General features: G+C 67.3%; 22 protein-coding genes. 18 read left to right on the top strand and 4 right to left on the bottom strand.

From position 1 onward, the window contains the following. Nucleotides 1–37 precede the first annotated feature (37 nt). From EWH21_RS00240 to EWH21_RS00250, 3 genes are all read left to right on the top strand, one after another. Nucleotides 38–991 carry a carbohydrate kinase gene (locus tag EWH21_RS00240; protein ID WP_152489988.1) on the top strand — a complete coding sequence of 318 codons (954 nt, stop codon included), beginning with the start codon at nucleotides 38–40 and terminating at the stop codon, nucleotides 989–991. Between the two features lie 14 nt (nucleotides 992–1,005). Beyond that, nucleotides 1,006–2,670 carry a glucose-6-phosphate isomerase gene (pgi, locus tag EWH21_RS00245; protein ID WP_134678327.1) on the top strand — a complete coding sequence of 555 codons (1,665 nt, stop codon included), beginning with the start codon at nucleotides 1,006–1,008 and terminating at the stop codon, nucleotides 2,668–2,670. A gap of 158 nt (nucleotides 2,671–2,828) precedes the next feature. After that, nucleotides 2,829–3,557 carry a carbonic anhydrase gene (locus EWH21_RS00250; protein WP_051800626.1) on the top strand — a complete coding sequence of 243 codons (729 nt, stop codon included), beginning with the start codon at nucleotides 2,829–2,831 and terminating at the stop codon, nucleotides 3,555–3,557. A 249-nt stretch (nucleotides 3,558–3,806) separates the two neighbouring features. On the opposite strand, the gene oadA is transcribed toward EWH21_RS00250, so the two are convergent. Both oadA and EWH21_RS00260 read right to left on the bottom strand, forming a co-directional pair. Further along, nucleotides 3,807–5,615, bottom strand: coding sequence for a sodium-extruding oxaloacetate decarboxylase subunit alpha (oadA, locus tag EWH21_RS00255; RefSeq protein ID WP_037054531.1), 1,809 nt, complete (start codon nucleotides 5,613–5,615; stop codon nucleotides 3,807–3,809). An 8-nt stretch (nucleotides 5,616–5,623) separates the two neighbouring features. After that, nucleotides 5,624–7,039, bottom strand: a complete 1,416-nt coding sequence (locus EWH21_RS00260) for an acetyl-CoA carboxylase biotin carboxylase subunit (protein ID WP_037054528.1) — start codon at nucleotides 7,037–7,039, stop codon at nucleotides 5,624–5,626. Between the two features lie 156 nt (nucleotides 7,040–7,195). Here EWH21_RS00260 and EWH21_RS00265 point away from each other — a divergent pair, with 156 nt between their 5' ends. Together EWH21_RS00265 and EWH21_RS00270 are read left to right on the top strand one after the other, a co-directional pair. Further along, the gene (locus EWH21_RS00265) at nucleotides 7,196–8,170 is read left to right on the top strand and encodes a LysR family transcriptional regulator (protein ID WP_277699525.1); all 975 of its coding nucleotides are present in this window, start codon (nucleotides 7,196–7,198) and stop codon (nucleotides 8,168–8,170) included. A gap of 81 nt (nucleotides 8,171–8,251) precedes the next feature. Continuing rightward, on the top strand, nucleotides 8,252–9,439 hold the full coding sequence (locus tag EWH21_RS00270; protein WP_277699526.1) for an XdhC family protein: 1,188 nt from the start codon (nucleotides 8,252–8,254) through the stop codon (nucleotides 9,437–9,439). Between the two features lie 255 nt (nucleotides 9,440–9,694). On the opposite strand, the gene EWH21_RS00275 is transcribed toward EWH21_RS00270, so the two are convergent. Both EWH21_RS00275 and EWH21_RS00280 read right to left on the bottom strand, forming a co-directional pair. Continuing rightward, the gene (locus EWH21_RS00275) at nucleotides 9,695–11,932 is read right to left on the bottom strand and encodes a xanthine dehydrogenase family protein molybdopterin-binding subunit (RefSeq protein WP_277699527.1); all 2,238 of its coding nucleotides are present in this window, start codon (nucleotides 11,930–11,932) and stop codon (nucleotides 9,695–9,697) included. Between the two features lie 168 nt (nucleotides 11,933–12,100). Continuing rightward, the gene (locus tag EWH21_RS00280) at nucleotides 12,101–12,559 is read right to left on the bottom strand and encodes a (2Fe-2S)-binding protein (protein WP_037054519.1); all 459 of its coding nucleotides are present in this window, start codon (nucleotides 12,557–12,559) and stop codon (nucleotides 12,101–12,103) included. Nucleotides 12,560–12,806: 247 nt separating this feature from the next. Between EWH21_RS00280 and EWH21_RS00285 the strand changes: the two genes are divergently transcribed. The 13 genes from EWH21_RS00285 (at nucleotide 12,807) to EWH21_RS00345 (ending at nucleotide 24,977) form a co-directional block, all read left to right on the top strand. Beyond that, a complete protein-coding gene (locus EWH21_RS00285) occupies nucleotides 12,807–13,478 on the top strand; it encodes a GntR family transcriptional regulator (RefSeq protein ID WP_277699528.1) in 672 nt (223 codons plus the stop codon). A 132-nt stretch (nucleotides 13,479–13,610) separates the two neighbouring features. Further along, nucleotides 13,611–14,546 carry a 4-hydroxyproline epimerase gene (locus tag EWH21_RS00290; protein ID WP_277699529.1) on the top strand — a complete coding sequence of 312 codons (936 nt, stop codon included), beginning with the start codon at nucleotides 13,611–13,613 and terminating at the stop codon, nucleotides 14,544–14,546. Further along, entirely contained in the window at nucleotides 14,543–15,652 is a 1,110-nt protein-coding gene (locus tag EWH21_RS00295; RefSeq protein WP_277699530.1) for an FAD-dependent oxidoreductase, read from the top strand. The genes EWH21_RS00290 and EWH21_RS00295 overlap by 4 nt, the downstream gene beginning before the upstream one ends. Then, nucleotides 15,645–15,881, top strand: coding sequence for a (2Fe-2S)-binding protein (locus EWH21_RS00300; RefSeq protein ID WP_037054509.1), 237 nt, complete (start codon nucleotides 15,645–15,647; stop codon nucleotides 15,879–15,881). The genes EWH21_RS00295 and EWH21_RS00300 overlap by 8 nt, the downstream gene beginning before the upstream one ends. Then, nucleotides 15,878–17,113 carry an FAD/NAD(P)-binding oxidoreductase gene (locus tag EWH21_RS00305; RefSeq protein WP_277699531.1) on the top strand — a complete coding sequence of 412 codons (1,236 nt, stop codon included), beginning with the start codon at nucleotides 15,878–15,880 and terminating at the stop codon, nucleotides 17,111–17,113. The genes EWH21_RS00300 and EWH21_RS00305 overlap by 4 nt, the downstream gene beginning before the upstream one ends. A gap of 70 nt (nucleotides 17,114–17,183) precedes the next feature. Then, entirely contained in the window at nucleotides 17,184–17,936 is a 753-nt protein-coding gene (locus tag EWH21_RS00310) for an AraC family transcriptional regulator (RefSeq protein ID WP_051800625.1), read from the top strand. A 249-nt stretch (nucleotides 17,937–18,185) separates the two neighbouring features. Then, the gene (locus EWH21_RS00315; protein WP_037054498.1) at nucleotides 18,186–19,004 is read left to right on the top strand and encodes a transporter substrate-binding domain-containing protein; all 819 of its coding nucleotides are present in this window, start codon (nucleotides 18,186–18,188) and stop codon (nucleotides 19,002–19,004) included. 28 nt (nucleotides 19,005–19,032) lie between these two features. After that, nucleotides 19,033–20,802, top strand: coding sequence for an aconitase family protein (locus EWH21_RS00320; protein ID WP_277699532.1), 1,770 nt, complete (start codon nucleotides 19,033–19,035; stop codon nucleotides 20,800–20,802). Nucleotides 20,803–20,805: 3 nt separating this feature from the next. After that, the gene (locus EWH21_RS00325; protein WP_037054495.1) at nucleotides 20,806–21,471 is read left to right on the top strand and encodes an amino acid ABC transporter permease; all 666 of its coding nucleotides are present in this window, start codon (nucleotides 20,806–20,808) and stop codon (nucleotides 21,469–21,471) included. A 13-nt stretch (nucleotides 21,472–21,484) separates the two neighbouring features. After that, the gene (locus EWH21_RS00330) at nucleotides 21,485–22,135 is read left to right on the top strand and encodes an amino acid ABC transporter permease (protein WP_277699533.1); all 651 of its coding nucleotides are present in this window, start codon (nucleotides 21,485–21,487) and stop codon (nucleotides 22,133–22,135) included. Beyond that, nucleotides 22,128–22,850: an amino acid ABC transporter ATP-binding protein gene (locus EWH21_RS00335; RefSeq protein WP_037054492.1), complete on the top strand. Its 723-nt coding sequence runs from the start codon at nucleotides 22,128–22,130 to the stop codon at nucleotides 22,848–22,850. The genes EWH21_RS00330 and EWH21_RS00335 overlap by 8 nt, the downstream gene beginning before the upstream one ends. Before the next feature lie 12 nt (nucleotides 22,851–22,862). Further along, nucleotides 22,863–23,900 carry a proline racemase family protein gene (locus EWH21_RS00340; RefSeq protein ID WP_277699534.1) on the top strand — a complete coding sequence of 346 codons (1,038 nt, stop codon included), beginning with the start codon at nucleotides 22,863–22,865 and terminating at the stop codon, nucleotides 23,898–23,900. A gap of 141 nt (nucleotides 23,901–24,041) precedes the next feature. Then, nucleotides 24,042–24,977, top strand: a complete 936-nt coding sequence (locus tag EWH21_RS00345) for a dihydrodipicolinate synthase family protein (RefSeq protein ID WP_047587070.1) — start codon at nucleotides 24,042–24,044, stop codon at nucleotides 24,975–24,977. The last annotated feature ends 62 nt before the right edge of the window (nucleotides 24,978–25,039 follow it).

Below are 25,039 nucleotides of genomic sequence, written 5' to 3' on the forward strand. Positions count from 1 at the left end.
TTTACGGAGCTGCCCGAGAACCGATACGGAGAGACATATGTACCTGGTCTGTGGCGAAGCACTGTTCGACGTGTTCATCCAGAGCGACGGCGCACGCAGCAACGAGCTGGCCTTCAAGGCCATCGCCGGTGGCTCGCCGTTCAACGTGGCGCTGGGCATGCGCCGCATGGGGGCCGACTCGGCGCTGTTCACCGGGATATCCTCCGACAGCCTCGGCCAGCGCCTGCGCCAGGTCCTGCACGACGAGGGCGTGAGCGATGCCTACCTCATCGCCAGCGATGCGCCGACCACCCTGGCGATGGTCGGCGTGGATGCCGCCGGCTCGCCGCAGTATTCCTTCCGTGGCGAGGGCTGCGCCGACCGCCTGCTGCTGACCGAACACCTGCCGACCCTGGATGCCCAGGTGCGCGGCCTGCATGTCGGCTCCTTCTCCCTGGTGGTGGAACCGGTGGCCAGCACGCTGCTGGCGCTGGTGCAGCGCGAACATCAGCGGCGCCTGATCAGCCTCGACCCCAACGTGCGCCTCGGCCCTGCGCCGGATGTCGCGCTATGGCGCGAACGGGTCGAAGCCTTCGCCAGCCATGCGCACCTGATCAAGGTCAGCGAAGAGGACCTGCAGCTGCTGTACCCCGAGCGCGAGCCACAACAGGTCGCAGCCGGCTGGCTCAGCGAACGCTGCCAGCTGGTGTTCCTCACCCATGGCAGTGCCGGCGCCAGCGTGCACAGCCGTCACGGGCACTGGTCGGCACCGGCGGTGCCGGTGCACACGCGCGACACCGTCGGTGCGGGCGATACCTTCCAGGCGGCGCTGCTCAGCTACCTGGCACGGCATGGCCTGGACAGCCCCGAGGCGCTGAAGACGCTAGACCGCGCAACGATCGACGACATGCTGCGCCTGGCCATCGAGGCGGCCGCGCTGACCTGCTCGCGGGTCGGCCCCGACCTGCCCTACCTGCACGAGCTGGACCGCCATCACCTGGCCGCGCGCTGAGAGAGGATTGCCCGATGCCCTACACCCCGTCCTCGCAGGACGTCACCCAACTGCCCAGCTGGCAGGCACTGCGCGAGCAGCGCCAGGCACTGGAGGGTTTCAGCCTGCGCCAGGCCTTCACCGACGACCCGCAACGCTTCGCGCGCTTCTCACTGGATGACTGCGGCCTGTTCCTCGACTATTCGAAGAACCTGATCGACGTGCGCACCCGCAGCCTGCTGGTCGAACTGGCCCGCGAGGCCGGCCTGGCCGAGGCCATCGCGGCGCTGTTCGATGGCGCGCAGGTCAACGCCTCGGAGCGGCGCCCGGCGTTGCACACGGCGCTGCGCCGGCCGCTGGGCGAGCGCGTGCTGGTCGACGGCGTGGACGTGATGCCGCAGGTGCACCGCGCCCTGCAACGCATGAGCGAACTGGTCGGCCGGGTGCACCATGGCCTGTGGCGCGGCTACAGCGACAAGCCGATCACCGACGTGGTGAACATCGGCATCGGCGGCTCGTTCCTCGGCCCGCAGCTGGTGTCCGAGGCGCTGCTGCCGTTCGCCCAGCGCGGCGTGCGCTGCCACTACCTGGCCAATATCGACGGCAGCTCGTTCCAGGAGCTGGCCGCCAAGCTGTGTGCGGAAACCACGCTGTTCATCGTTTCGTCGAAGACCTTCGGCACCCTGGAAACCCTGAAGAACGCCCAGGCCGCGCGTGGCTGGTACCTGGCCCAGGGTGGCAGCGAAGAGGAGCTGCACCGGCACTTCATGGCGGTGTCGAGCAACGTCGAGGCGGCCTGCGCCTTCGGCATCCGCGAGGAAAACATCCTGCCCATGTGGGACTGGGTCGGTGGGCGCTATTCGCTGTGGTCGGCCATCGGCCTGCCCATCGCCATGTCCATCGGCATCTCCAACTTCAAGGAGCTGCTCACCGGCGCCTACCGCATGGACCGGCACTTCCAGCAGGCGCCGTTCGAACGCAACATGCCGCTGCTGCTGGCCATGCTCGGCGTCTGGTACGGCAATTTCTGGGGCGCGCAGAGCCACGCGATCCTGCCGTACGACCATTACCTGCGCAACATCACCAAGCACCTGCAGCAACTGGACATGGAGTCCAACGGCAAGCGCGTGCGCCAGGACGGCAGCGCGCTGCAGATCGCCAGCGGCCCGGTGATCTGGGGCGGCGTCGGCTGCAACGGCCAGCACGCCTATCACCAGCTGCTGCACCAGGGCACGCTGCTGATCCCGGCGGACTTCATCGTCCCGGTGAGCAGCTACAACCCGGTCGCCGATCACCATCAATGGCTGTTCGCCAACTGCCTGTCGCAGAGCCAGGCGCTGATGCTCGGCAAGAGCCACGCCGAGGCCGAGGCCGAACTGCGCGCCCAGGGCCTGAGCGAGGCCGAGGTGCAGCGCCTGGCGCCGCACAAGGTGGTCCCCGGCAACCGCCCGAGCAACACCCTGGTGCTGGAGCGGGTCAGCCCCGGCCGCCTGGGCGCGCTGATCGCCCTCTACGAGCACAAGGTCTTCGTGCAGAGCGTGATCTGGGGCATCAACGCCTTCGACCAGTGGGGCGTGGAGCTGGGCAAGGAACTGGGCAAGGGCGTCTACTCGCGCATGGTCGGCAGCGACCTCAGCGGCGCCGAGGATGCGTCCACCCAGGGCCTGATCGACTTCTTCCGCAGCCACCACCGCGGCTGACGACCTGCGGCTCGCCCGGCCGCAGGCGTTCGCCACGAATTGCAAAAACCTACCGGTTGTCGCGCCGCCTGGCGCAGGAGAAACTTGCGGTGTGACTCGCACAGCGCAGCGGCTGTCGTTCTAGCAGCGCATTTTCAGATAACAAAGAGGTTCAGGGCATGCCTTACAAACACCAGGTGATTCCGCTTCAGACCCATGAGGGCAACGAAACCGCCGAGCAGGCGCTGCACAGCATCGTCGATGGCTTCAAGCGCTTTCGCAACGAAGTCTTCCCGCAGCAGGAAGAACTGTTCAAGAAGCTCGCCACCGCCCAGAACCCGCGCGCCATGTTCATCACCTGCGCCGACTCGCGCGTGGTGCCGGAACTGATCACCCAGAGCTCGCCCGGCGACCTGTTCGTCAACCGCAACGTCGGTAACGTGGTGCCGGCCTACGGGCAGATGATGGGCGGCGTCTCCACCGCCATCGAGTACGCGGTGATGGCCCTGGGCGTGCAGCACATCGTCGTCTGCGGCCACTCCGACTGCGGCGCGATGAAGGCGGTACTCAACCCGGCGTCGCTGGAAACCATGCCCACCGTCAAGGCCTGGCTGCGCCATGCCGAGGTGGCACGCAGCGTGGTGGCGGAGAACTGCAACTGCAGCGACGACAAGGAAACCCTGGCGGTGCTCACCGAGGAAAACGTGGTGGCGCAGCTCAACCACCTGTGCACCCACCCGTCGGTAGCGGCCAAGCTGGCGCGCGGCCAGCTGTTCATCCACGGCTGGGTGTATGACATCGAGACCAGCCAGATCAAGGCCTATGACGCCGAGCTGGGCACTTTCCTGCCGCTCGACGGCGACAAGGTGCCGATGGCCACCCCGCGCTCGCGCTTCCCGCAGGAATGAAAAAGACCGGCCGGAGCGAACTGCTCCGGCCGGTCGAAGGGAAAAGGCCGCGCCCCGCGCAAGCGGTGCTGATCGCCCGCGCTGTGCTTGCGCACCCGGGGCACGGCCAGAGAACCGTGGTAAAAAAAGGAGCCTTGCGGCTCCCGGGTCTCGAACCCTTGGCGCCTCATGCGAAGCGCCCGTGAATAAAAAAGGAGCCCGGGTTACGCCCCGTCAAACTTGCCCATCCAACAGGCCGGGCTCCTGAGGTTAACCTTCGATTTCCACCAGCACTTCGCCCGGATTGACGCGGTCGCCCTTGGCCACGTGAACGGCCTTGACCTTGCCGGCAATCGGCGCCTGCACTTCGGTTTCCATCTTCATCGCTTCGGTGATCAGCACCGCCTGACCGGCCTTGACCGTGTCCCCTTCCTTGACCAGCACATCGACGATGTTGCCCGGCATGGTGGTGGACACGTCGCCCGGGGCGCCGGCCTGCTTGCGCTTGCCGCCACTGCCGGCGACGAATTCGTTGAGCGGCTCGAACACCACTTCTTCCGGCATGCCGTCGATGGACAGGTAGAAGTGACGCTTGCCGTCGCCCTTGACGCCGACCCCGGTGATGTCCACGCGGTAGCTCTCGCCGTGCACGTCGACCACGAACTCGGTCGGCACGCCTTCGCCGCCGACCGGCGCCGCGCCCTGACCACTGGGCATGGGCAGCAGTTCTTCGGGCTTGAGGGTGCCGGCCTCGCGCTCTTCGAGGAACTTGCGCCCGATGTCGGGGAACATGGCGAAGGTCAGCACGTCCTCTTCGGACTTGGCCAGGCTGCCGATCTCTTCACGCAGGCGCGCCAGCTCGGGCTTGAGCAGGTCGGCCGGACGCACGTCGATCACTTCCTCGCTGCCGATGGCCTGCTTGCGCAGCTGCTCGTCGACCTTGCCCGGGGCCTTGCCGTAGCGGCCCTGCAGATACAGTTTCACCTCGTTGGTGATGGTCTTGTAGCGCTCGCCAGCCAACACGTTGAAGAACGCCTGGGTACCGACGATCTGCGAAGTGGGCGTGACCAGCGGCGGGAAGCCGAGGTCGGCACGCACGCGCGGAATCTCGTCCAGCACTTCGTTCATGCGGTTCAGCGCGCCCTGCTCCTTGAGCTGGTTGGCCAGGTTGGAAATCATCCCGCCCGGCACCTGGTTGACCTGCACGCGGGTGTCCACGCCGGTGAACTCGCTCTCGAACTGGTGGTACTTCTTGCGCACGGCATGGAAGTACATGCCGATCTCCTGGATCAGCTCCAGGTCCAGGCCGGTGTCGAACTCGCTGCCCTTGAGCGCGGCGACCATCGACTCGGTACCCGGATGGCTGGTACCCCAGGCCAGGCTGGAGATGGCGGTGTCGATATGGTCGGCGCCGGCTTCGATGGCCTTGAGCTGGCACATCGCGCCGAGGCCGGCCGTGTCGTGGCTGTGGATGAACACCGGCAGGTCGACTTCGCTCTTCAGCGCCTTGACCAGCTCGAAGGTGGCGTACGGCGTGAGCAGGCCGGCCATGTCCTTGATGGCGATGGAGTCGATGCCCATCGCCTGCATGGCCTTGGCCTGGGCGACGAAGGCGTCCGTGGTGTGCACCGGGCTGGTGGTGTAGGCAATGGTGCCCTGGGCATGCTTGCCGGCGGCCTTGACCGCCTCGATGGCGACGCGCAGGTTACGCACGTCGTTCATCGCGTCGAAGATGCGGAACACGTCGATGCCATTGACCGCCGCCTTGGCGACGAAGGCCTTGACCACGTCATCGCTGTAATGCCGGTAGCCGAGCAGGTTCTGCCCGCGCAGGAGCATCTGCAGGCGGGTATTGGGCAGCGCGGCCTTGAGCTGACGCAGTCGCTCCCACGGGTCTTCCTTGAGGAAGCGCACGCACGAGTCGAACGTGGCGCCGCCCCAGACTTCCAGCGACCAGTAGCCCACGCGGTCGAGCTTGTCGCAGATCGGCAGCATGTCTTCGGTGCGCATCCGCGTGGCCAGCAGCGACTGGTGGGCATCGCGCAGGACGGTATCGGTAACGGTGATCTTCTTGCTCATGATGTCCCCTACAGGCCCGCGTGGGCAGCGATGGCGGTGGCGATGGCGATGGCCAGGTGCGACGGATTGCGCTTGATCGAGTACTGGGTCAGTTCCGGATGGCTTTCGACGAAGCTGGTGTTGAACTGGCCGCTGCGAAATTCCGGGTTACGCAGGATTTCCTGGTAATAAGGCGCGGTGGTGCGCACGCCTTGCACGCGCATGTCGTCCAGCGCGCGCAGGCCACGGTCCATCGCCTCTTCCCAGGTCAGCGCCCAGACGATCAGCTTCAGGCACATCGAGTCGTAATAGGGCGGAATGGTGTAGCCGGTGTAGATCGCCGTGTCGGTACGCACGCCGGGACCGCCAGGGGCGTAGTAGCGGGTGATCTTGCCGAACGAGGGCAGGAAGTTGTTCTTCGGGTCCTCGGCGTTGATGCGGAACTGCAGGGCATAACCACGGTGGATGATGTCTTCCTGCTTGATCGACAGGGCCAGGCCCGAAGCGATGCGGATCTGCTCGCGGACGATGTCGATGCCGGTGATTTCCTCGGTGATGGTGTGCTCCACCTGCACCCGGGTGTTCATTTCCATGAAGTACACCTCGCCCTCGGCGAGCAGGAACTCCACGGTGCCGGCGTTCTCGTAGCCCACGGCCTGGGCGGCGCGCACGGCCAGGTCGCCGATGTAGGCGCGCTGCTCAGGGGTGAGCTGCGGGCTGGGGGCGATCTCGATGAGCTTCTGGTTGCGGCGCTGGATCGAGCAGTCGCGCTCGTACAGGTGCACGGTGTTGCCAAAACTGTCGGCGAGGATCTGCGCTTCGATGTGCTTCGGATTGACGATGCACTTTTCCAGGAACACCTCTGCGCTGCCGAAGGCCTTGGTCGCCTCGGAGATCACCCGTGGGTAGGCCTGTTCCAGGTCCTCGCGGCTGTTGCAGCGACGAATGCCGCGCCCACCACCGCCGGAGGTGGCCTTGAGCATCACCGGGTAGCCGATGCGCTCGGCCTCACGCAGGGCTTCGGCCAGGTCGGCGACATTGCCTTCGGTGCCGGGGGTGCAGGGTACGCCGGCGGCGATCATGCTGCGGCGCGCTTCGGTCTTGTCGCCCATGCGGCGGATGACTTCGGCGCTCGGGCCTATGAACTTGATCCCGCGTTCGGCGCAGATCTCCGCCAGTTCGGCATTCTCGGACAGGAAGCCGTAACCCGGATGCAGGGCGTCGCAACCGGTCTCCACCGCCAGGTTCACCAGCTTGCGCGGGTTCAGGTAGCCGGCCAGCGGATCCTCGCCGATGCTGTGCGCCTCGTCGGCACGCTTGACGTGCAGCGCGTGACGGTCCGCATCCGAATAGATGGCCACCGAGCGAATGCCCATCTCGGCACAGGCCCGCACGATGCGGACGGCGATTTCACCACGGTTGGCGATCAGGATCTTCTTGATCACGGTTCGAATCCTCAGCGCAGAGCTGCAAGGGCCGCTGCAACAGTTGGTTGCAAAGTTGGACAAACCCTATCCGGCTATACGGATTAACCAAAATGAATAATTATTTGATCAGACATAAGTAATTACTTATTCACCTTTGCGAACGAGGAAACGACCGTGCGTAAAACCCTGCTGCGCATGACCCTGCGCCAGCTCCAGGTCTTCCGTGCCGTGTGCGAGCACGGCTCCTACAGCCGCGCCGCCGAGGAGATGGCCCTGACCCAGCCCGCCGTCAGCCTGCAGATCCGTCAGCTGGAAGAGCTGGTCGGCCAGCCGCTGTTCGAGTACCTCGGCAAGAAGCTCTACCTGACCGAAGCCGCCGAAGCCCTGCGCCGCGCCAGCAGCGACATCTTCGGTCGCCTGGAAAGCCTGGACATGCAGCTGTCGGACCTGCAGGGCTCGCTGCAGGGGCAACTGAACCTGTGCGTGGAATCCAGCGCCAAGTATTTCATTCCGCACCTTTTCGCCGACTTTCGCCGCAGTTACCCGGAAGTCAGCCTGAACCTGACCGTGGTCAACCACAGCCTGGTGGTACGCCGCCTGACCCAGAGCCGCGACGACCTGATGATCATGAGCCAGGTGCCGCAGGACATGGCGCTGGACTTCATGCCCTTCCTCAACAACCCGATCATCGCCGTGGCGGCGCCGGACCATCCGCTGTGCCAGGCGGACAACCTGCAACTGCAGGACCTGACCCCCTATCCCCTGCTGATCCGCGAGAGCGGCTCGGGCACCCGGCGCGCCTGCGAGGAGTACTGCCACCAGAAGCGCGCGCACTTCCCCAATACCCTGGAGATCGGCTCGCTGGAATCGCAGCGTGAAGCGGTGCTGGCCGGCCTCGGTATCGCCCTGCTGCCACGCCACGCCGTGCGCCTGGAGCTGCAGCACGGCTTGCTGCGCGAACTACCGGTGGCCGAGCTGCCGCTGCAGCGCAGCTGGTGCGTAGTGAACATCCGCGGGCGACGCCTGTCCCCCGTGGCCCAGGCCTTCGTCGACTTCATCCGCACCGAGCGCGCGCATATCGTCAGGCTGGCCGAGCGTTTCGACGGCAGCCACGCAGGATCGGGCAAGAATCTCGCAGGATCGGCCTAACTCTCCTTAACTGGCATACGGAACATTGGCAGTCTGAGGGTCGCCGTCTGTCGCTGCCCCATTCTTGTCTGGGAGAAACCTATGCTGTCGGGAATCAGTGCCCTGCTCGACGCCATCGGCAGCGTCGAACGCGATAACGGCCAGGCCGTGCTCGCCACCGTGGTCAAGGTGGAAGGCTCGGCCTACCGACGCCCCGGCGCGCGCATGCTGATCCCGCTCTACGGCGGTACCGTGGGCACCATCAGCGGCGGCTGCCTGGAATCCGAAGTGGCGAAGAAGGCCTGGTGGCTGACCGACAGCGGCGAGGCGGTGATCCGCCGCTACAGCACCGCGACCCAGGATGACGACGATGACCAGGACGCCGCGCTGACCTTCGGCCTGGGCTGCAATGGCACCGTGCACGTGCTGCTCGAACGGCACAGCGCGGAGAAGCCCCTGGGCGTGCTCGACCTGCTGCGCCAGGTGCGCGAAAGCGGCCAGCCCGGCGCGCTGGGCACGGTGATCTCCAGCTATCGTCACGCCCGCGTGCGTGTCGGCGATCGCCTCGCCCTGCACCCCGCGCAGGCCAGCAGCGAACGCCTGCCCGAGCCCGGCCTCGACGATGCGCTCCGCGCCGATCTGGCCGAGACCCTGGCCCTGGGCCGCTCCTCGCTGCGGACCTACCAGGGCGCGCGCGGCGGGATCGAAGTGTTCTGCGAGTACCTGCCGCCGCAACGCCGCCTGGTGATCTTCGGCGCCGGGCATGATGCGCAGCCGCTGAGCCACATGGCCAAGTTGCTGGACTGGCATGTCAGCGTGATCGACGGACGCGCGCATTTCGCCCGCGCCGAGCGCTTCCCCGATGCCGACGTCGTGCGCCAGGTGGACGCGAAAGCGCCCTACGACCTGACCCAGCTGACCGACGGCGCGCTGGTGGCGATCATGAGCCACAGCTACAGCCAGGATCGTCACTGGCTGCGCAGCGTGCTGCAGGGCTCGCCCCTCTACGTCGGCCAACTGGGCCCACGCGAGCGCACCGAGCGCCTGCTGGGGGAAATTCGCCAGTACGCCGCACAACTGCCCGCGCTGGACCGCCTGCACTACCCCATCGGCCTGGATATCGGTGGCGACACACCGGAAAGCGTGGCCACCTCGATCCTGGCCGAGATGACCGCCGCGCTGAACGAGCGCAGCGGAGGCATGCTCAAGCATCGCCAGGCGTCGATCCATGCGCAGACCCCGCTGGAGTCGAGCGACATTGCAACGACCACCCGCCTGACCGCCTCCTGAACGCGGCCCCGGATTGCATCCGGGCTACCACGCCCCCTGTAGGAGCGGCTTCAGCCGCGACGCCCCTCGAAAAGCCCAGCACGACCGCTCCCCCACGCAGCGCAACCCCCGCCCCGGATTGCATCCGGGCTACCCCGCTCCCTGTAGGAGCGGCTTCAGCCGCGATCAGCCACTCACGAATCCGCCACGCAAACACCCCGAACAAAAACGCCCGGGCAACCTGCCCGGGCGTCTTGTGTCCAGCACCTGGCTCGGTCAGGCCTTGATCTGCGCCGGGAACGGCAGCTTGCGCAGGCGTACGCCGGTGGCCGCGAACAGTGCATTGGCCAGCGCCGGCGCCAGGGGCGGCACGCCGGGCTCGCCGACACCGGTCGGGTTCTGCGCAGAGGGCACGATATGCACGTCGACCCTGGGCATCTCGTTCATGCGCAGCACCTGGAAGTCATGGAAGTTCGACTGCTCGACCCGCCCATCCTTCAGGGTGATCGCACTGTGCCGGGCCGCCGCCAGGGCGAAGCCGATCCCGCCCTCCATCTGCGCCTTGATCACGTCCGGGTTGATGGCGATACCGCAGTCCACCGCACACACCACGCGATCCAGACGATAGCTGCCGTCGGCCTTCACCGTCACCTCGGCGACCTGCGCCACGAACGAGCCGAACGACTCGTGCACGGCGATGCCGCGTCCACGCTTCTCGCCCGCCGCACCGGCGGCCAGCGGCTTGTCCCAGCCCGCCTGCCTGGCCGCCAGCTCCAGCGCGCCACGGTGACGCGGATGGTTTTCCAGCAGCGCATGGCGGAAGGCATAGGGGTCCTGGCCGGCCGCCACCGCGGCTTCGTCGATCATGGTCTCGGCCACATAGCCGGTATGGGTATGCCCGACCGAGCGCCACCACAGCACCGGCACCTTGATGTTGCTCGGCGTGCTCAGCTCCACCTTGAGGTTGGGCACCACATAGGACAGGTTGGAGACACCTTCGACCGAGGTATGGTCGACGCCCTCCTTGACCAGGAACGGCTCCATCGAGGTGCCGGCGATGATCGACTGGCCGACGATGCGGTTGTGCCAGGCCTGCAGCTTGCCGGCCTCATCCAGGCCGATGCGCGCACGGTGCAGGTACATCGGGCGGAAGAAGCCGCCACGGGTATCGTCCTCACGCGCCCAGACCATCTTCACCGGTGCGTCCACGCCCTTGTCGCGCGCGGCCTTGGTGATCGCCACGGCCTCCAGCAGGTAATCCGAACGCGAACTGGCACGGCGTCCGAAACTGCCGCCGGCATACAGCTGGGTCAGCGACACCTGTTCCGGCTTGAAGCCCAGGTAGCCGCTGATGATCGCCTGGTCGACGGTCTGGAACTGCTCGCCGTTCCAGATCTCGCAGCGATCGGCGGAGAGCTTCACCAGGCAGTTCATCGGCTCCATCGCCGCGTGCGCCAGGTACGGGAACTCGTAGTCGGCCTCGATGGTTTTCGCCGCCTTGGCCAGCGCCGCATCGGCGTCGCCACGGGCGGCCGCCGGCAGGCCGGGCTTGCCGGCACTCTCGCGGTACTGGGCGAGGATTTCCTCGCTGCCGAGGGTGAACGCCTGGCTCTCGTCCCAGTCGATCACCAGGGCATCACGCCCCTGGCGCGCGGCCCAGGTGTTCTTCGCCAGCACGGCGACGCCGGCACGGCCGTGCGGCAGGTCGCGAAACTCCACCACGTCGACCACGTCGCGCACGGCCTTGGCCTTGCTGCTGTCGACGGAACGCGGCACGCCACCGAAACGCGGCGGATAGGCGACCATCGCCACCAGCATGCCCGGCAGTTTGAAGTCCTGGGTGAACACGGCACTGCCGTCGGTCTTGCCCGGGCTGTCCTTGCGGCGCAGCTCGACCTTGCCGATCAGCTTGAAGTCCTGCGGCTGCTTGAGCTGCACCTGCTCGGGCACCGGCAACGCCGCAGCCGCCTCGACCAGCTCGCCGAAACCGGCACTGCGCCCCGAGCCGGGGTGACTGACCACCCCCTTGCTGACGCTGATTTCACTGGCCGGCACTGCCCAGCGCTGCGCCGCCGCAGCCACCAGCATGGCCTTGGCCGTGGCCCCGGCGTTGCGCATCTGCTCCCAGGAGTTGGCCATGGCGGTACTGCCACCCGTGCCCTGCATCGGGCCGAAGGCGAGGTTGTTGTAGCGTTTCACATCGGCCGGCGCGCCTTCGACGCGCACTGTTTCCCAATCGGCGTCCAGCTCTTCGGCCAGCAACGTGGCCAGGCCGGTGTAGCTGCCCTGGCCCATCTCCAGGTGTTTGGCCAGCACGGTCACGCTGCCATCCAGGTCGATCCGCACGAAGGCGTTCGGCTCCAGCGGGCCACCTGCGGCCAGTGCATCCATGCCGCGGATCAGCGGCGCGAAGAAAATGCCCAGCGCCAGCCCGCCCGTGCCCTTGAGCAACGAGCGGCGGCTGACGTTGAGGATGCCGCGAGCGGCGCTATCGGGGGTTTCGATCTTGCCCATGATTCAGTTCTCCGAAGAAAACCTGTTCAGGGTCTCGCGAGCCAGAGGCGGGCAAGGCAACAACCGATCGACGACGGACTGGGCTCGCACATGCGTTGATGTGCTGCATGCATTCCGAATCGGTTCTAAGCCCCGCACGCGCGACGCGCAGCAGACCCTGGAGAGGTCTTAGGCCAGTTGCTCGGCGGCTTGATGGATGGCCGCACGAATCCGCACGTAGGTGGCGCAACGGCAGATGTTGCCGCTCATGGCCGCGTCGATATCGGCATCGCTCGGCGCCTTGTTGCTGCTGAGCAGTGCCGTGGCCGCCATGATCTGGCCAGACTGGCAGTAGCCGCACTGCACCACGTCGAGCTCACGCCAGGCCTCCTGCACGACCTTGCCGACGCTGTCCTCGGCGACCGCTTCGATGGTGCTGATGCGCTTGCCGACCACCGCCGATACCGGGGTGACGCAGGAGCGGGTCGGCTGCCCCTCGACGTTCACCGTGCAGGCACCGCACAGCGCCATGCCGCAGCCATACTTGGTGCCGGTGAGATTGGCGACGTCACGCAGGGCCCAGAGCAGCGGCATGTCGTCGGCCACGTCCAGCTCATGGTCCTTGCCATTGAGATTCAGGGTAATCATGGTCTGCCCACCTTGACTTGATGGTGTCTGAATAGTCTCGCCAGGCTCGCCGGCGTTCACGGTCAGGCCCACAGGGAGCCAGACCATCACTGTAGTGGGCGAACAGCACGGTGTCGTTGCCCGCCAACGAGATCGGCAGAACCGGGCAACAAGTCCGTAGAATCGGGCAAGCTGCGAAATACCCCTACGATCCGCTCGAGAAATTTCGTATAAAGTATCCGCTATAGCTGAAGAGAGTACCGCCCCCTTGCCCCTTGCCCGTGTCAACGCCCCCAACCTCGGCCTCACGCCAACGGCATCGGAGGTCATCACCACACACCTGCGTGACGCCATCGTCGCGGGTGATATCGCCGAAGGCGAGCCGATTCGCCAGGACGACGTGGCGCAGCTGTTCAACGTCAGCAAGATTCCCGTGCGCGAGGCGCTCAAGCGCCTGGAGGCCGAGGGCCTGGTCCTGTTCCAGCGCAACAAGGGCGCCGTGGTGACACGGATCTCCGAGCCGGAGCTGGCGCAGATGTTCGAGGTGCGCATCCTGCTCGAGAACAAGGTGTTGCGCCTGGCCATTCCGAACATGACCGAGGAGACCTTCGCCCGCGCCGAGCACATCTGCGAGGAGTTCGTCGGCGAGGAAAACGTGGGGCGCTGGGCCGAACTCAACTGGAAGCTGCATGCCTGCCTGTACGAGCCGGCGCAGCGGCCTTTCCTGGTCAGCCTGATCCGCTCGATCCACGACAAGCTGGAGCGCTACCTGCGCATGCAGATGAGCCTGTCGGAGGGCAAGGACCGCGCCGACCACGAGCACCGCGCGATCATCGACGCCTGCCGCAGCCGCGACACGGAGCATGCGGTGGCGCTGCTCGAGGAACACATCACCGGTGTCTGCAGCAGCCTCTTCGCGCATTTGCCGGGCCACCGCTGAGGTCCGCCCCGGTCTATTCAGTCGCCCCGAGACTGTGCCGATTTCGTCATTCGCCCCAGGCAAATCCCTCAAGCCGGACGCTGCGCCTCGCGTCACCCTGTAGTCACTCAACACGACTGCAGGCATGGCCACATGAAACGTATCGAGGTAATCGATTCCCACACCGGCGGTGAACCGACCCGCCTGATCATCAGCGGTTTTCCTGACCTGGGCAGCGGCAGCATGGCCGAGCGCCGGCAACGCCTGGCCAGCCAGCACGATCAGTGGCGGGCGACCAGCGTGCTGGAGCCACGCGGCAGCGACGTCCTGGTGGGCGCCCTGCTGTGCACCCCGGTCGATCCCCAGGCCTGTGCCGGTGTCATCTTCTTCAACAACACCGGCTACCTCGGCATGTGCGGGCACGGCACCATCGGCCTGGTGGCCTCCCTGGCCCATCTGGGGCGGATCGGGCCCGGCGTGCACAAGATCGAGACGCCTGTCGGCACCGTCGAGGCGACCCTGCATGAGGATCGCTCGGTCAGCGTGCGCAACGTGCCGGCCTATCGCTACCGCAAGGCGGTCACCCTGAGCGTGCCCGAACAGGGTGACGTCACCGGCGACATCGCCTGGGGCGGCAACTGGTTCTTCCTGATCAGCGACCACGGCCTGCGCGTGGCGGGCGACAACCTCGAGGCCCTGACCCGCTACAGCGCGGCCGTGCAGCAGGCGCTGGAAGACCAGGGCATTCGCGGTGAGGACAGCGGCCTGATCGACCACATCGAGCTGTTCGCCGATGACGCAGAAGCCGACAGCCGCAACTTCGTGCTATGCCCCGGCAAAGCCTACGACCGCTCGCCCTGCGGCACCGGCACCAGCGCCAAGCTGGCCTGCCTCGCCGCCGACGGCAAGCTGCAACCCGGCATGACCTGGCGCCAGGCCAGCGTGATCGGCAGCCAGTTCGAAGGCCGCTACGAGACCGCCGAAGGCGGCCGCATCATCCCGACCATTCGCGGCCGGGCCAACGTCAGTGCCGAGGCCACCCTGCTGATCGAGGACGACGACCCCTTCGCCTGGGGCATCGTGCTGTGAGCGACGGCGCCGACTTCATCGTCATCGGCGCCGGCATCGTCGGCGCCACCTGCGCCCACGAACTGGCCCGGCGCGGGCACCGCGTGCTGGTGCTGGATGCCGGCCTGCGCGCCGCCACCGCTGCCGGCATGGGCCACCTGATCGTGCTCGACGACAACCCGGCCGAGCTGGCCCTCAGCCAATACTCGGTGCAGCGCTGGCGCGACTGGTCGCGGGGCATGCCGGAGGACTGCGCCTACCGGCAGAACGGCACCCTGTGGCTGGCCGCCAATGCCGAGGAAATGGCCGTGGCCGAGGCCAAGTATCAGGTGCTGCGCGATCACGGGCTGGACTGCGAGCTGCTCGGCGCCACGGCCCTGCAACGGGCAGAACCGGAGCTGCGCGACGGCCTGCACGGCGGTCTGCGCGTGATCGGTGACGGCATCCTCTATGCGCCCAACGTCGCGCGCTGGCTGCTCGATCACCCGCTGATCGAGCAACGCCTGGCGCACGTCGTCGAGGTGGACGGCCAGCGCGTGCGCCTGGAGGACGGCAGCTGGCTCAGCGCCCAGGCGCTGATCCTCGCTGGCGGCACCCATGCCAGCACCCTCTGCCCGGAGCTGCCGATCGAGCCGAAGAAGGGCCACCTGCTGATCACCGACCGCTACCCCGGACGCATCAGCCACACCCTGGTGGAGCTGGGCTACGTCACCAGCGCGCACAACGCCAGCGGCCCTTCGACCGCCGCCAATGTCCAGCCGCGCCCGACCGGACAGCTGTTCATCGGCGCATCGCGGCAGTTCAACACCAGCGACCCCACCGTCGAGCCATGGATGCTGGCGAGGATGCTGCAGCGCGCCGTCGATTACGTGCCGGGGCTGGCCCGGCTCAACGCCATCCGCGCCTGGACCGGCTTTCGCGCCGCCAGCCCGGACGGCCTGCCGCTGCTCGGCGCGCACCCGCAACGCCAGGGCCTGTGGCTGGCCGTCGGCCATGAAGGGCTGGGCGTGACCACTGCACCGGGCAGCGCCGACCTGCTGATCGCCCAGTTGCTCGGCGAACCCGCCCCCTTGCAGGTGGATGCCTACCTGCCACAACGCTTCCCAGGAGTACGCGCGCATGCCTGAACTGACTCTCGACGGCAGCCCATTGCGGGTGGCCCCCGGCACCACGGTCGCCGCCGCGCTCGCGCTCGGTGGCGACGGCAGCAGCCGCACCTCGGTCAGTGGCGAGCGCCGCGCCCCGCTGTGCGGCATGGGCATCTGCCAGGAGTGTCGCGTGAACATCGATGGCCAGCGGCGCCTGGCATGCCAGACCCTGTGCCAGGACGGCATGCACGTGGAGACCCGAGCATGAAGGTGGACCTGCTCATCGTCGGCGCCGGCCCCGCCGGCATGGCAGCAGCTCTGGCCGCAGCCCCCAGCGGCGCGCGTATCGCCATACTCGACGACAACCCCGCCGCGGGCGGACAGATCTGGCGCGACGGCCCGCAGGCGCACCTGCCGGCGCAGGCACGCGCCTACCGGCAACAGCTGGAGGCGCTGGCGAATGTCGAGTGGCTGCCGTGCACCCGCGTGGTCGCCCTGGCCGGCCCCAAGGCGCTGTTGCTGGAAGACCCCACGCGCGGCTGGATCATCCACTACGACAAGCTGATTCTCTGCACCGGCGCGCGGGAGCTGCTGCTGCCGTTTCCCGGCTGGACGTTGCCTGGGGTCACCGGCGCGGGCGGCCTGCAGGCACTGATCAAGGGCGGCCTGCCGGTCGCCGGCGAGCGCATCGTCGTCGCCGGCAGCGGCCCGCTGCTGCTCGCCAGCGCCGCCACGGCGCAGGACAACGGCGCGCAGGTGCTGAACATTGCCGAACAGGCACACTGGTCAGCCGTCGCCGGTTTCGCCGCGCAACTGCCGCGCTGGCCAGGCAAGCTGCTGCAGGCCTGCACGCTGTTCCATCCGGGCTACAGGGCGAACAGCCATGTCGTCGAAGCACTCGGCGACGGGCGCCTGCAAGCCGTGCGCCTGAGCATCGGCGGGCGCATCCGCGAAGTTGCCTGTGACCGCCTGGCATGTGGCTTCGGCCTGATAGCCAACCTGCAACTTGGCCAGGCCCTGGGCTGCCGCATCGAACTCAATGCACTGGCCGTGGATGCCTGGCAGGCCACCAGCCTCGCCGATCACTACGCCGCCGGCGAAAGCACCGGCTTCGGCGGCAGCGAGAAAGCCCTGATGGAAGGCGCCATCGCCGGCCATGCGGCAGTCGGCGAGCACGACGCAGCGCGGCGTCTGTGGCCACGACGGCACCACTGGCAGGGGTTCGCCAAGGCGTTGAACGCAGCGTTCGCCTTGCGTGACGAGGTCAAGCACCTCGCCAGGCCCGAGACCCTGCTCTGCCGCTGCGAAGACGTGCCGCTGGCCGCCGTCCGCGACCAGGCTGGCTGGAGCCAGGCCAAGATGGCCAGCCGCTGCGGCATGGGCGCCTGCCAGGGACGCGTCTGCGCAGCCGCCGCGCAGGTGCTGTTCGACTGGCCACAGCCGGCGCCCCGCTCGCCGCTCAGCCCGGCGCGCATCGACACCCTGCTGCACCTGCAATAGCGCCGTTCGAGCACTACCCAGGCGGCCCCTCGAGCCGTATGCTCAGGGGCCGCCACCTGTCAGTCGCACGATGTTAGACCTGCTGCCACGTTCCACGCTCACCGACCTGCCCGCGCTGCTCGACAGCCTTGCGGCGGTCGCGCCGTTGCTGGACGCAATGCCCGGCGTGGTGTTCTTCATCAAGGACCCGCAGGCGCGCTACATGATGGTCAACCAGACGCTGGTCCGGCGCTGCGGCTGCAAGGACAAGCAGGCGCTGCTCGGCCGCACCGCCGAGGCGGTCTTCCCGTCGCACCTGGGCCCGCAGTACACCGCCCAGGACCTGCAGGTCCTGCAGGCGGGCGCACGGCTGGAGGATCAGCTCGAACTGCACCTGTACCCCGGACACCTCACCGGCTGGTGCCTGACCCACAAGCTGGCGCTGCACGATGTCGCCGGCAACGTGATCGGCATGGCCGGCGTGTCGTGCGACCTGCAGGCCGCGCAGGACACCCACCCGGCCTACCAGAAGCTGGCGGCGGTGGACGACTACATTCGCCAGCACCACGCGCGCCCGATCAGCCTGGCCGAGCTGACCGAACTGGCCGGGCTCTCGGTGGCGCAGCTGGAGCGCCTGTGCAAGCGCATCTTCCAGCTCACGCCACGGCAGATGATCCACAAGGCGCGGCTCGGCTCGGCCAGCCAGCTGCTGCAGGGCGAACTGCCGATCACCGAGGTCGCCCTGCGCTGCGGCTACACCGATCACAGCGCCTTCAGCCGCCAGTTCAAGGCCCTGACCGGCCTCTCTCCCAGCCAGTATCGCGACGCCCGGCGCCAGCTCTGAGCAGGCGTGTTCCGCTTCGGGGCAAACGCGCGCCGTCATGCTTCGTTATGTAACACGGTGACAGTTCGCCAGCGCCGCGCGCTGCGTCACCTTGCTCGCCTTCCCCTCTGCAGCCCTTGCCTGGCAAGGGCTGGCACCTCGCAGCAGGCTGCCGGTGAAAATCGGCACAGGCCTTGCTAATCAAATATCGTATACGAAATCATTGATACTCGATTCATCTGCCAACCATCACCCATCATGAGGCTGCACATGAACAGAAAGACCCTCACCCTCGCCCTCGGCGCCGCATTGAGCGCTTCGCTGATCGGCAACGCCCAGGCCGACAAGCTCGACGACATCATCGAATCAGGCAAACTGCGTTGCGCCGTGACCCTGGACTTCCCGCCCATGGGCTTCCGCGATGAGCAGAACAAGCCGGCCGGTTTCGACGTCGACTACTGCAGCGACCTGGCGAAGATCCTCGGCGTCGAGGCCGAAGTGGTCGAGACCCCCTTCCCGGATCGCATTCCCGCGCTGGTTTCCGGCCGGGCCGACGTCATCGTCGCCTCCACCTCCGACACCCTCGAACGCGCCAAGACGGTTGGCATGACCGTGCCCTACTTCGCCTTCCAGATGGTCGTGCTGACCCGCGAAGACACCGGCGTGAACGGCTACGCCGACCTGAAAGGCAAGAAGCTCGGCAACACCAGCGGCACCTACGAGGCCATCGCCCTGGAGAAGGATCAGAAGGCCTGGGGTGAAGGCAGCTTCCGCGCCTACCAGTCGCAGAACGACACCATCCTCGCCCTGAGCCAGGGCCATATCGACGCCACCGTGGTGACCAATACCGTGGCCGCCGCCACCCTCAAGTCCGGCAAGTACAAGGGCCTGAAGGTCGCGGGCGACGCCCCCTACGTCGTCGACTACGTGTCCCTGGCCGCCAAGCGCAGCGAGTACGGCCTGCTCAACTACCTCAACCTGTTCGTCAACCAGCAGGTGCGCAACGGCCGCTACGACGAGCTGTGGAAAAAGTGGGTGGGCGAGGAGATCAAGCCGGCCAACCTGACCGTTCCCGCCGTGTACTACTGATCGGCCGCGCCTGGTGGGGATGATGACGATGCCTGCAACTACTATCGACGGTCGCTGCCTGGTCGCCGGCCGTGGCCAGGGGCCACTGCTGCACGCCACGCTCGGCCTGAGCTTCTGGGGCGGCGTCGACCCGAGCAACGGCGAGGTGATCGACCGCCATCACCCGCTGAGCGGGCAATCCCTGGCCGGGCGCGTACTGGCCATTCCCAGCGGACGCGGCTCCTGCACCGGCAGCAGCGTCCTGCTGGAGCTGATCCTGTCAGGCCCGGCGCCAGCGGCGCTGGTGCTGGCCGAACCCGACGAAATTCTCAGCCTCGGCGCCCTGGTCGCCGAACACATCTTCGGCATCCAGCTGCCCGTGCTGTGCATCGGCCATGCCGCGTTCGCCCAGCTGGCCGCGCACCACGGCAGCTTCGCTCGCGTCGACGGGGCGAACCTGCAGCTGTTTGCCCACGCACCCGACGATGGCTGGCAAGCCAGCCCGCTCGAGCCGGCCGAAACCCAGGCGAGCACGCTCGAACTCAACGCCGGCGACCGCGCCCTGCTCGCCGGCGAACAGGGCCGCGCCGCCCAGGTCGCCATGCAGCTGCTGGTGCGCATGGCCGAACTGCAGGGCGCCAGCGCACTGCTCGACATCAGCCAGGCGCATATCGACGGCTGCATCTACACCGGCTCGGCCAGCCTGCGCTTCGCCCAGCAGTTGCTGGACTGGGGCGCCAGGGTGCGCGTGCCGACCACCCTCAATGCCATCTCGGTGGACCAGCGCCAGTGGCGCGCCCTGGGCGTCGATCCGACGTTCGGCGAACCGGCCAGCCGCCTGGGCGACGTGTACATGGCGATGGGCGCGCAGCTCAGCTTCACCTGCGCGCCCTACCTGCTCGACAGTGCACCGGCATTCGGCGAGCAGATCGTCTGGGCCGAATCCAACGCGGTGGCCTACGCCAACAGCGTGATCGGCGCGCGCACGCTCAAGTACCCGGACTTTCTCGACATCTGCATCGCCCTCACCGGCCGCGCGCCGTGCACCGGCAGCCATCTCGACGCGGGCCGCCAGGCGCGTCTGTTGCTCGAGGTCGAGGCGCCCGCAGAGGCCGACGACAGCTTCTGGCCGCTGCTGGGCTACCACGTCGGGCTGCTCGCCACCGTCGACATCCCGGTACTCGCCGGCCTCGAGCACAGCCAGCCGAGCCGCGATGACCTCAAGGCCTTCAGCGCTGCCTTCGCCACCACTTCGGCAGCGCCAATGTTCCATATCGCCGGCATCACCCCGGAGGCGCCGGACGTGACCCGCGCCCTCGCCGGCCAGGCACCACGGCGCACCCTGCAGGTGACGCTGGCAGACCTGCGCAGCAGCTGGGCCGAGCTCAACAGCGCCGACTCGAGCGAGGTCAGCCTGGTCGCCCTCGGCAACCCGCACGCCTCGGCCAGCGAGCTGGCCAGGCTGGCCGAACTCTGTGCCGGGCGCACGCGCCATCCGCATACCGCCGTGGTGGTGACCTGCGGGCGTGCCGTGCACGACCAGGCCAGCGCCAGCGGCCATGTCGCCACCCTGCAGGCCTTCGGCGTGCGCCTGCTGACGGACACCTGCTGGTGCATGCTCGGCGAGCCGGTGGTGCCGCCGGACAGCCGCAACCTGATGACCAATTCGGGCAAGTACGCCCACTACGCCCCCGGGCTGGCCGGACGCCAGGTGCATTTCGGCAGCCTTGCCGCGTGTGTCGACGCGGCCTGCAGCGGGCAGAACCAGGGACAACTCCCGGCCTGGCTGGGACAACCTCAACCGCAAGGAACCCATTGATCGATGTTCGATTATTCCTTCCACTGGCGCTCAGCGTTCAAGGCCCTGCCGGACATGCTGGCCGGCGCCTGGGTCACGCTGGAGACCGCCGCGCTGTCGATGCTTCTCGGCACGCTCATCGCCCTGTTGCTGACCGTGATGCGGCAGATGAAGAACCCGGCGTTGCGGCATTTCGCCAATACCTGGGTGTCCATCGCCCGCAACACGCCGTCGCTGTTCCAGATCTACATCCTCTACTTCGGGCTGGGCAGTTTCGGGCTGCACGTCAGCTCCTGGGTCGCCCTGCTCGCCGGCATCACCTTCAACAACGCCGGCTACCTGGCGGAGAACTTCCGTGGCGGCCTCAAGGCCGTGCCGGAAACCCAGATGAAGGCCGCCCGCTCGCTGGGCATGAACGCCTTCCAGGCGTACCGCATGATCATCGTGCCGCAGCTGCTGCGCATCGTCTTCCACCCGCTGTCCAACCAGATGGTCTGGGCCGTGCTGATGACCTCGCTGGGCGTGGTCGTGGGCCTGAACAACGACCTCACCGGCGTGACCCAGGACTACAACGTGAAGACCTTCCGCACCTTCGAGTACTTCGCCCTCGCGGCGCTGCTCTATTACCTGATCGCCAAGACCATCGTGCTCGTCGCACGGCTGATGGCCTGGCGCCTGTTCCGCTACTGAGGGAGGACTGCACATGTTCGAAACCAGCCTGACCTCCACCGACCTGATGTTCATGCTCGACGGCGCCTGGGTGACCCTGCAGCTGACCGTCGGCGCCATGCTCATCGGCACCCTCTCCGGCGTCGTCTTCGGCCTGCTGCGCGCCACCCTGCCACGCGCCACCCTGCCGCTGGCCTGGGTGCTGGACGTGTTCCGCAGCGTCCCGTTGCTGATCCAGTTCGTGCTGTTCAATGCCATGAAGAGCATCGCCGGGCTGAACATCAGCGCCTTCGCCGTCGGCTGCATCGTGCTCGGCGTCTACGCCGCGGCCTTCTGCACCGAGATCGTTCGCAGTGGCGTCCTCGCGGTGCCGCCGAACCTGCGTCGCGCCTCGCGCTCGCTGGGCATGAGCTACCTGCAGGACCTGCGCTACATCGTGCTGCCGATCGCCACCCGCGTGGCCTTCCCCGGCTGGCTCAACCTGGTGCTGAGCGTGATGAAGGACAGCGCCCTGGTCATGTGGATCGGCATCGTCGAGCTGCTGCGCGCCTCGCAGACCATCGTCACGCGCATTCAGGAGCCGCTGCTGGTGCTGTGCATCGCCGGCATCATCTATTACGTCATGAGCCTGGTCGTCGCCCAACTCGGCGCCCGGCTGGAAAAAAGGTGGCAGGAAAATGATTGAGATCGACAACGTCCACAAATCCTTCGGCGACCTCGAGGTCATCAAGGGCGTCAGCCTGACGGTGAACAAGGGCGAGGTGGTGTCGATCATCGGCGGCTCCGGCTCCGGCAAGTCGACCCTGCTGATGTGCATCAACGGCCTGGAGCCGATCCAGCAGGGCAGCATCCGCGTCGACGGCACCGAGGTGCATGCCGCCGGCACCGACCTGAACAGGCTGCGGCAGAAGATCGGCATCGTCTTCCAGCAGTGGAACGCCTTCCCGCACCTGACGGTGCTGGAGAACGTCATGCTGGCGCCGCGCAAGGTGCTCGGCCTGAGCAAGGAGGAAGCCGAGGCGATGGCGGTCAGGCAGCTGACCCACGTCGGCCTGGCGGAGAAGCTCAAGGTGTTTCCCAGCAAGCTCTCCGGCGGCCAGCAACAGCGCATGGCGATTGCCCGCGCACTGGCCATGAGCCCCGACTACATGCTGTTCGACGAAGCCACCAGCGCCCTCGACCCGCAGCTGGTCGGCGAGGTGCTGGACACCATGCGCATGCTCGCCGAAGACGGCATGACCATGGTCCTGGTGACGCACGAGATCCGCTTCGCCCGGGACGTCTCCGACCGCGTGGCGTTCTTCCGCAACGGCCTGGTGCACGAGATCGGCACGCCCGACCAGGTGATCGGCAACCCGCAGCGCCCGGAAACCGCCGACTTCCTCAAGTCGGTCAACTAGGAGGGCCGCAGCATGCGCAGCAGCAAACTCATCCATGTCGTCAGTTGCCACGCCGAAGGCGAGGTCGGTGACGTCATCGTCGGCGGCGTCACCCCGCCTCCCGGCGAGACCCTCTGGCAGCAGTCGCGCTGGGTCGCGCAGGACGACTTCCTGCGCAACTTCGTGCTCAACGAGCCGCGCGGTGGCGTGTTCCGCCACGTCAACCTGCTGGTGCCGGCGAAGAATCCCGCAGCGCAGATGGGCTGGATCATCATGGAGCCGGCCGACGTGCCGCCGATGTCCGGTTCCAACTCGCTGTGCGTGGCCACCGTGCTGCTCGACAGCGGCATCCTGCCGATGAGCGAACCGCAGACCCGGCTGACCCTGGAAGCCCCCGGCGGCCTGGTGGAAGTGGTCGCCGACTGCAAGAACGGCAAGGCCGAGCGCGTCGAAGTGAAGAACGTGCCGTCCTTCGCCGACCGGCTCGACGCCTGGATCGAGGTCGAGGGCATCGGTTCGCTGCAGGTGGACACCGCCTACGGCGGCGACAGTTTCGTCATCGCCGACGCGCACAGGCTGGGCTTCGCCATCACCCCGGACGAAGCTGCGGACCTGGTCGCCATCGGCCTGAAGATCACCCAGGCGGCCAACCAGCAGCTCGGCTTCAGCCACCCGCTGAATCCAGACTGGAACCACCTCTCCTTCTGCCAGATCGCCGCGCCGGTGGTGCATGAGAACGGCGTGGCCACTGGCGCCAACGCGGTGGTCATCCGCCCCGGCAAGATCGACCGCTCCCCCTGCGGCACCGGCTGCTCGGCGCGCATGGCCGTGCTGCATGCCAAGGGCCAGCTGGCGGTGGGCGAGCGCTTCATCGGCCGCTCGATCATCGGCTCGGCGTTCCACTGCCGCATCGACTCGCTGACCGAGGTCGCCGGGCGCCCGGCCATCTACCCCTGCCTGTCCGGGCGCGCCTGGATCACCGGCACCCACCAGCACATGCTCGACCCGGACGACCCCTGGCCAACCGGCTATCGTCTGTCGGACACCTGGCCGGTGGACGTGCAGCTGTAACGCGGCGTTCAGCAGATTGACAAGCGCCGGCTCGCCGACGCAGTGAACCGGGCTACGGCCCAGACCCTGGAAATGAATGGTGCGCTTCGCACGCTTATTTTCGTATACGAAATACCCTGTATCTATCCAAGAGGCTACAGCATGAGCAACATCTTCATCGGCACCATCCCCGCCCTGATGACCCCCTGCACCGCCGAGCGCAAGCCGGACTTCGACGCCCTGGTGCGCAAGGGCAAGGAACTGATCGAAATCGGCATGAGCGCGGTGGTCTACTGCGGCTCCATGGGCGACTGGCCGCTGCTCACCGAGGCCGAGCGCCAGGAAGGCGTGGCACGCCTGGTCGCAGCCGGCGTGCCGACCATCGTCGGCACCGGCGCCGTGAACAGCCGTGAGGCCGTGGCGCACGCCGCGCACGCCGCCAAGGTCGGCGCTCACGGCCTGATGGTCATTCCCCGCGTGCTGTCCCGTGGCGCCTCGCCGGCCGCCCAGGAGGCGCACTTCTCCGCCATTCTCGCCGCCGCGCCGAACCTGCCTGCGGTGATCTACAACAGCCCCTACTACGGCTTCGCCACCCGCGCCGAGCTGTTCTTCAAGCTGCGCCGCCAGTACCCCAACCTGGTCGGCTTCAAGGAATTCGGTGGCGCCGCCGACATGCGCTACGCCGCCGAACACATCACCTCGCAGGACGACAGTGTGATCCTCATGGCTGGCGTGGATACCCAGGTGGTGCACGGCTTCGTCAACTGCGGCGCCACCGGCGCCATCACCGGCATCGGCAACGCGCTGCCACGCGAAGTGCTGCAACTGGTCGAGCTGAGCAGGCAGGCCGCCAAGGGCGATGCCGTTGCGCGCCGCCGTGCCTGGGAGCTTTCCGAAGCGCTGAACGTGCTGTCGTCCTTCGACGAGGGTACCGACCTGGTGCTCTATTACAAGCACCTGATGGTGCTCAACGGCGATCAGGAATACCGCCTGCACTTCAACGAGAGCGACGCGCTCAGCGACGCCCAGCGCCGCTACGCCGAGACCCAGTACCAGCTGTTCCGCCAGTGGTACGCCAACTGGTCGGCCGCCGCCTGACCGCTGCACCTCGCTCGGCTGCCGCCAGCGCAGCCGAGCGCAGGGCCTTCCCGAACCGCTGC

Source organism: Pseudomonas sp. REST10 (genome assembly GCF_029542605.1).
Classification (GTDB): Bacteria; Pseudomonadota; Gammaproteobacteria; order Pseudomonadales; family Pseudomonadaceae; genus Aquipseudomonas; species Aquipseudomonas khazarica.

Bases quoted from the DNA above. Each gene is read 5' to 3' on its own strand.
- EWH21_RS00320 (WP_277699532.1), top strand. From the start codon at position 19,033: ATGCCTGCAACTACTATCGACGGTCGCTGCCTGGTCGCCGGCCGTGGC.
- EWH21_RS00310 (WP_051800625.1), top strand. From the start codon at position 17,184: ATGTTAGACCTGCTGCCACGTTCCACGCTCACCGACCTGCCCGCGCTG.
- EWH21_RS00345 (WP_047587070.1), top strand. From the start codon at position 24,042: ATGAGCAACATCTTCATCGGCACCATCCCCGCCCTGATGACCCCCTGC.
- EWH21_RS00275 (WP_277699527.1), bottom strand. From the start codon at position 11,932: ATGGGCAAGATCGAAACCCCCGATAGCGCCGCTCGCGGCATCCTCAAC.
- EWH21_RS00335 (WP_037054492.1), top strand. From the start codon at position 22,128: ATGATTGAGATCGACAACGTCCACAAATCCTTCGGCGACCTCGAGGTC.
- EWH21_RS00250 (WP_051800626.1), top strand. From the start codon at position 2,829: ATGCCTTACAAACACCAGGTGATTCCGCTTCAGACCCATGAGGGCAAC.
- EWH21_RS00330 (WP_277699533.1), top strand. From the start codon at position 21,485: ATGTTCGAAACCAGCCTGACCTCCACCGACCTGATGTTCATGCTCGAC.
- EWH21_RS00300 (WP_037054509.1), top strand. From the start codon at position 15,645: ATGCCTGAACTGACTCTCGACGGCAGCCCATTGCGGGTGGCCCCCGGC.
- EWH21_RS00290 (WP_277699529.1), top strand. From the start codon at position 13,611: ATGAAACGTATCGAGGTAATCGATTCCCACACCGGCGGTGAACCGACC.
- EWH21_RS00305 (WP_277699531.1), top strand. From the start codon at position 15,878: ATGAAGGTGGACCTGCTCATCGTCGGCGCCGGCCCCGCCGGCATGGCA.
- EWH21_RS00315 (WP_037054498.1), top strand. From the start codon at position 18,186: ATGAACAGAAAGACCCTCACCCTCGCCCTCGGCGCCGCATTGAGCGCT.
- EWH21_RS00340 (WP_277699534.1), top strand. From the start codon at position 22,863: ATGCGCAGCAGCAAACTCATCCATGTCGTCAGTTGCCACGCCGAAGGC.
- EWH21_RS00325 (WP_037054495.1), top strand. From the start codon at position 20,806: ATGTTCGATTATTCCTTCCACTGGCGCTCAGCGTTCAAGGCCCTGCCG.
- pgi (WP_134678327.1), top strand. From the start codon at position 1,006: ATGCCCTACACCCCGTCCTCGCAGGACGTCACCCAACTGCCCAGCTGG.
- EWH21_RS00270 (WP_277699526.1), top strand. From the start codon at position 8,252: ATGCTGTCGGGAATCAGTGCCCTGCTCGACGCCATCGGCAGCGTCGAA.
- EWH21_RS00280 (WP_037054519.1), bottom strand. From the start codon at position 12,559: ATGATTACCCTGAATCTCAATGGCAAGGACCATGAGCTGGACGTGGCC.
- oadA (WP_037054531.1), bottom strand. From the start codon at position 5,615: ATGAGCAAGAAGATCACCGTTACCGATACCGTCCTGCGCGATGCCCAC.
- EWH21_RS00240 (WP_152489988.1), top strand. From the start codon at position 38: ATGTACCTGGTCTGTGGCGAAGCACTGTTCGACGTGTTCATCCAGAGC.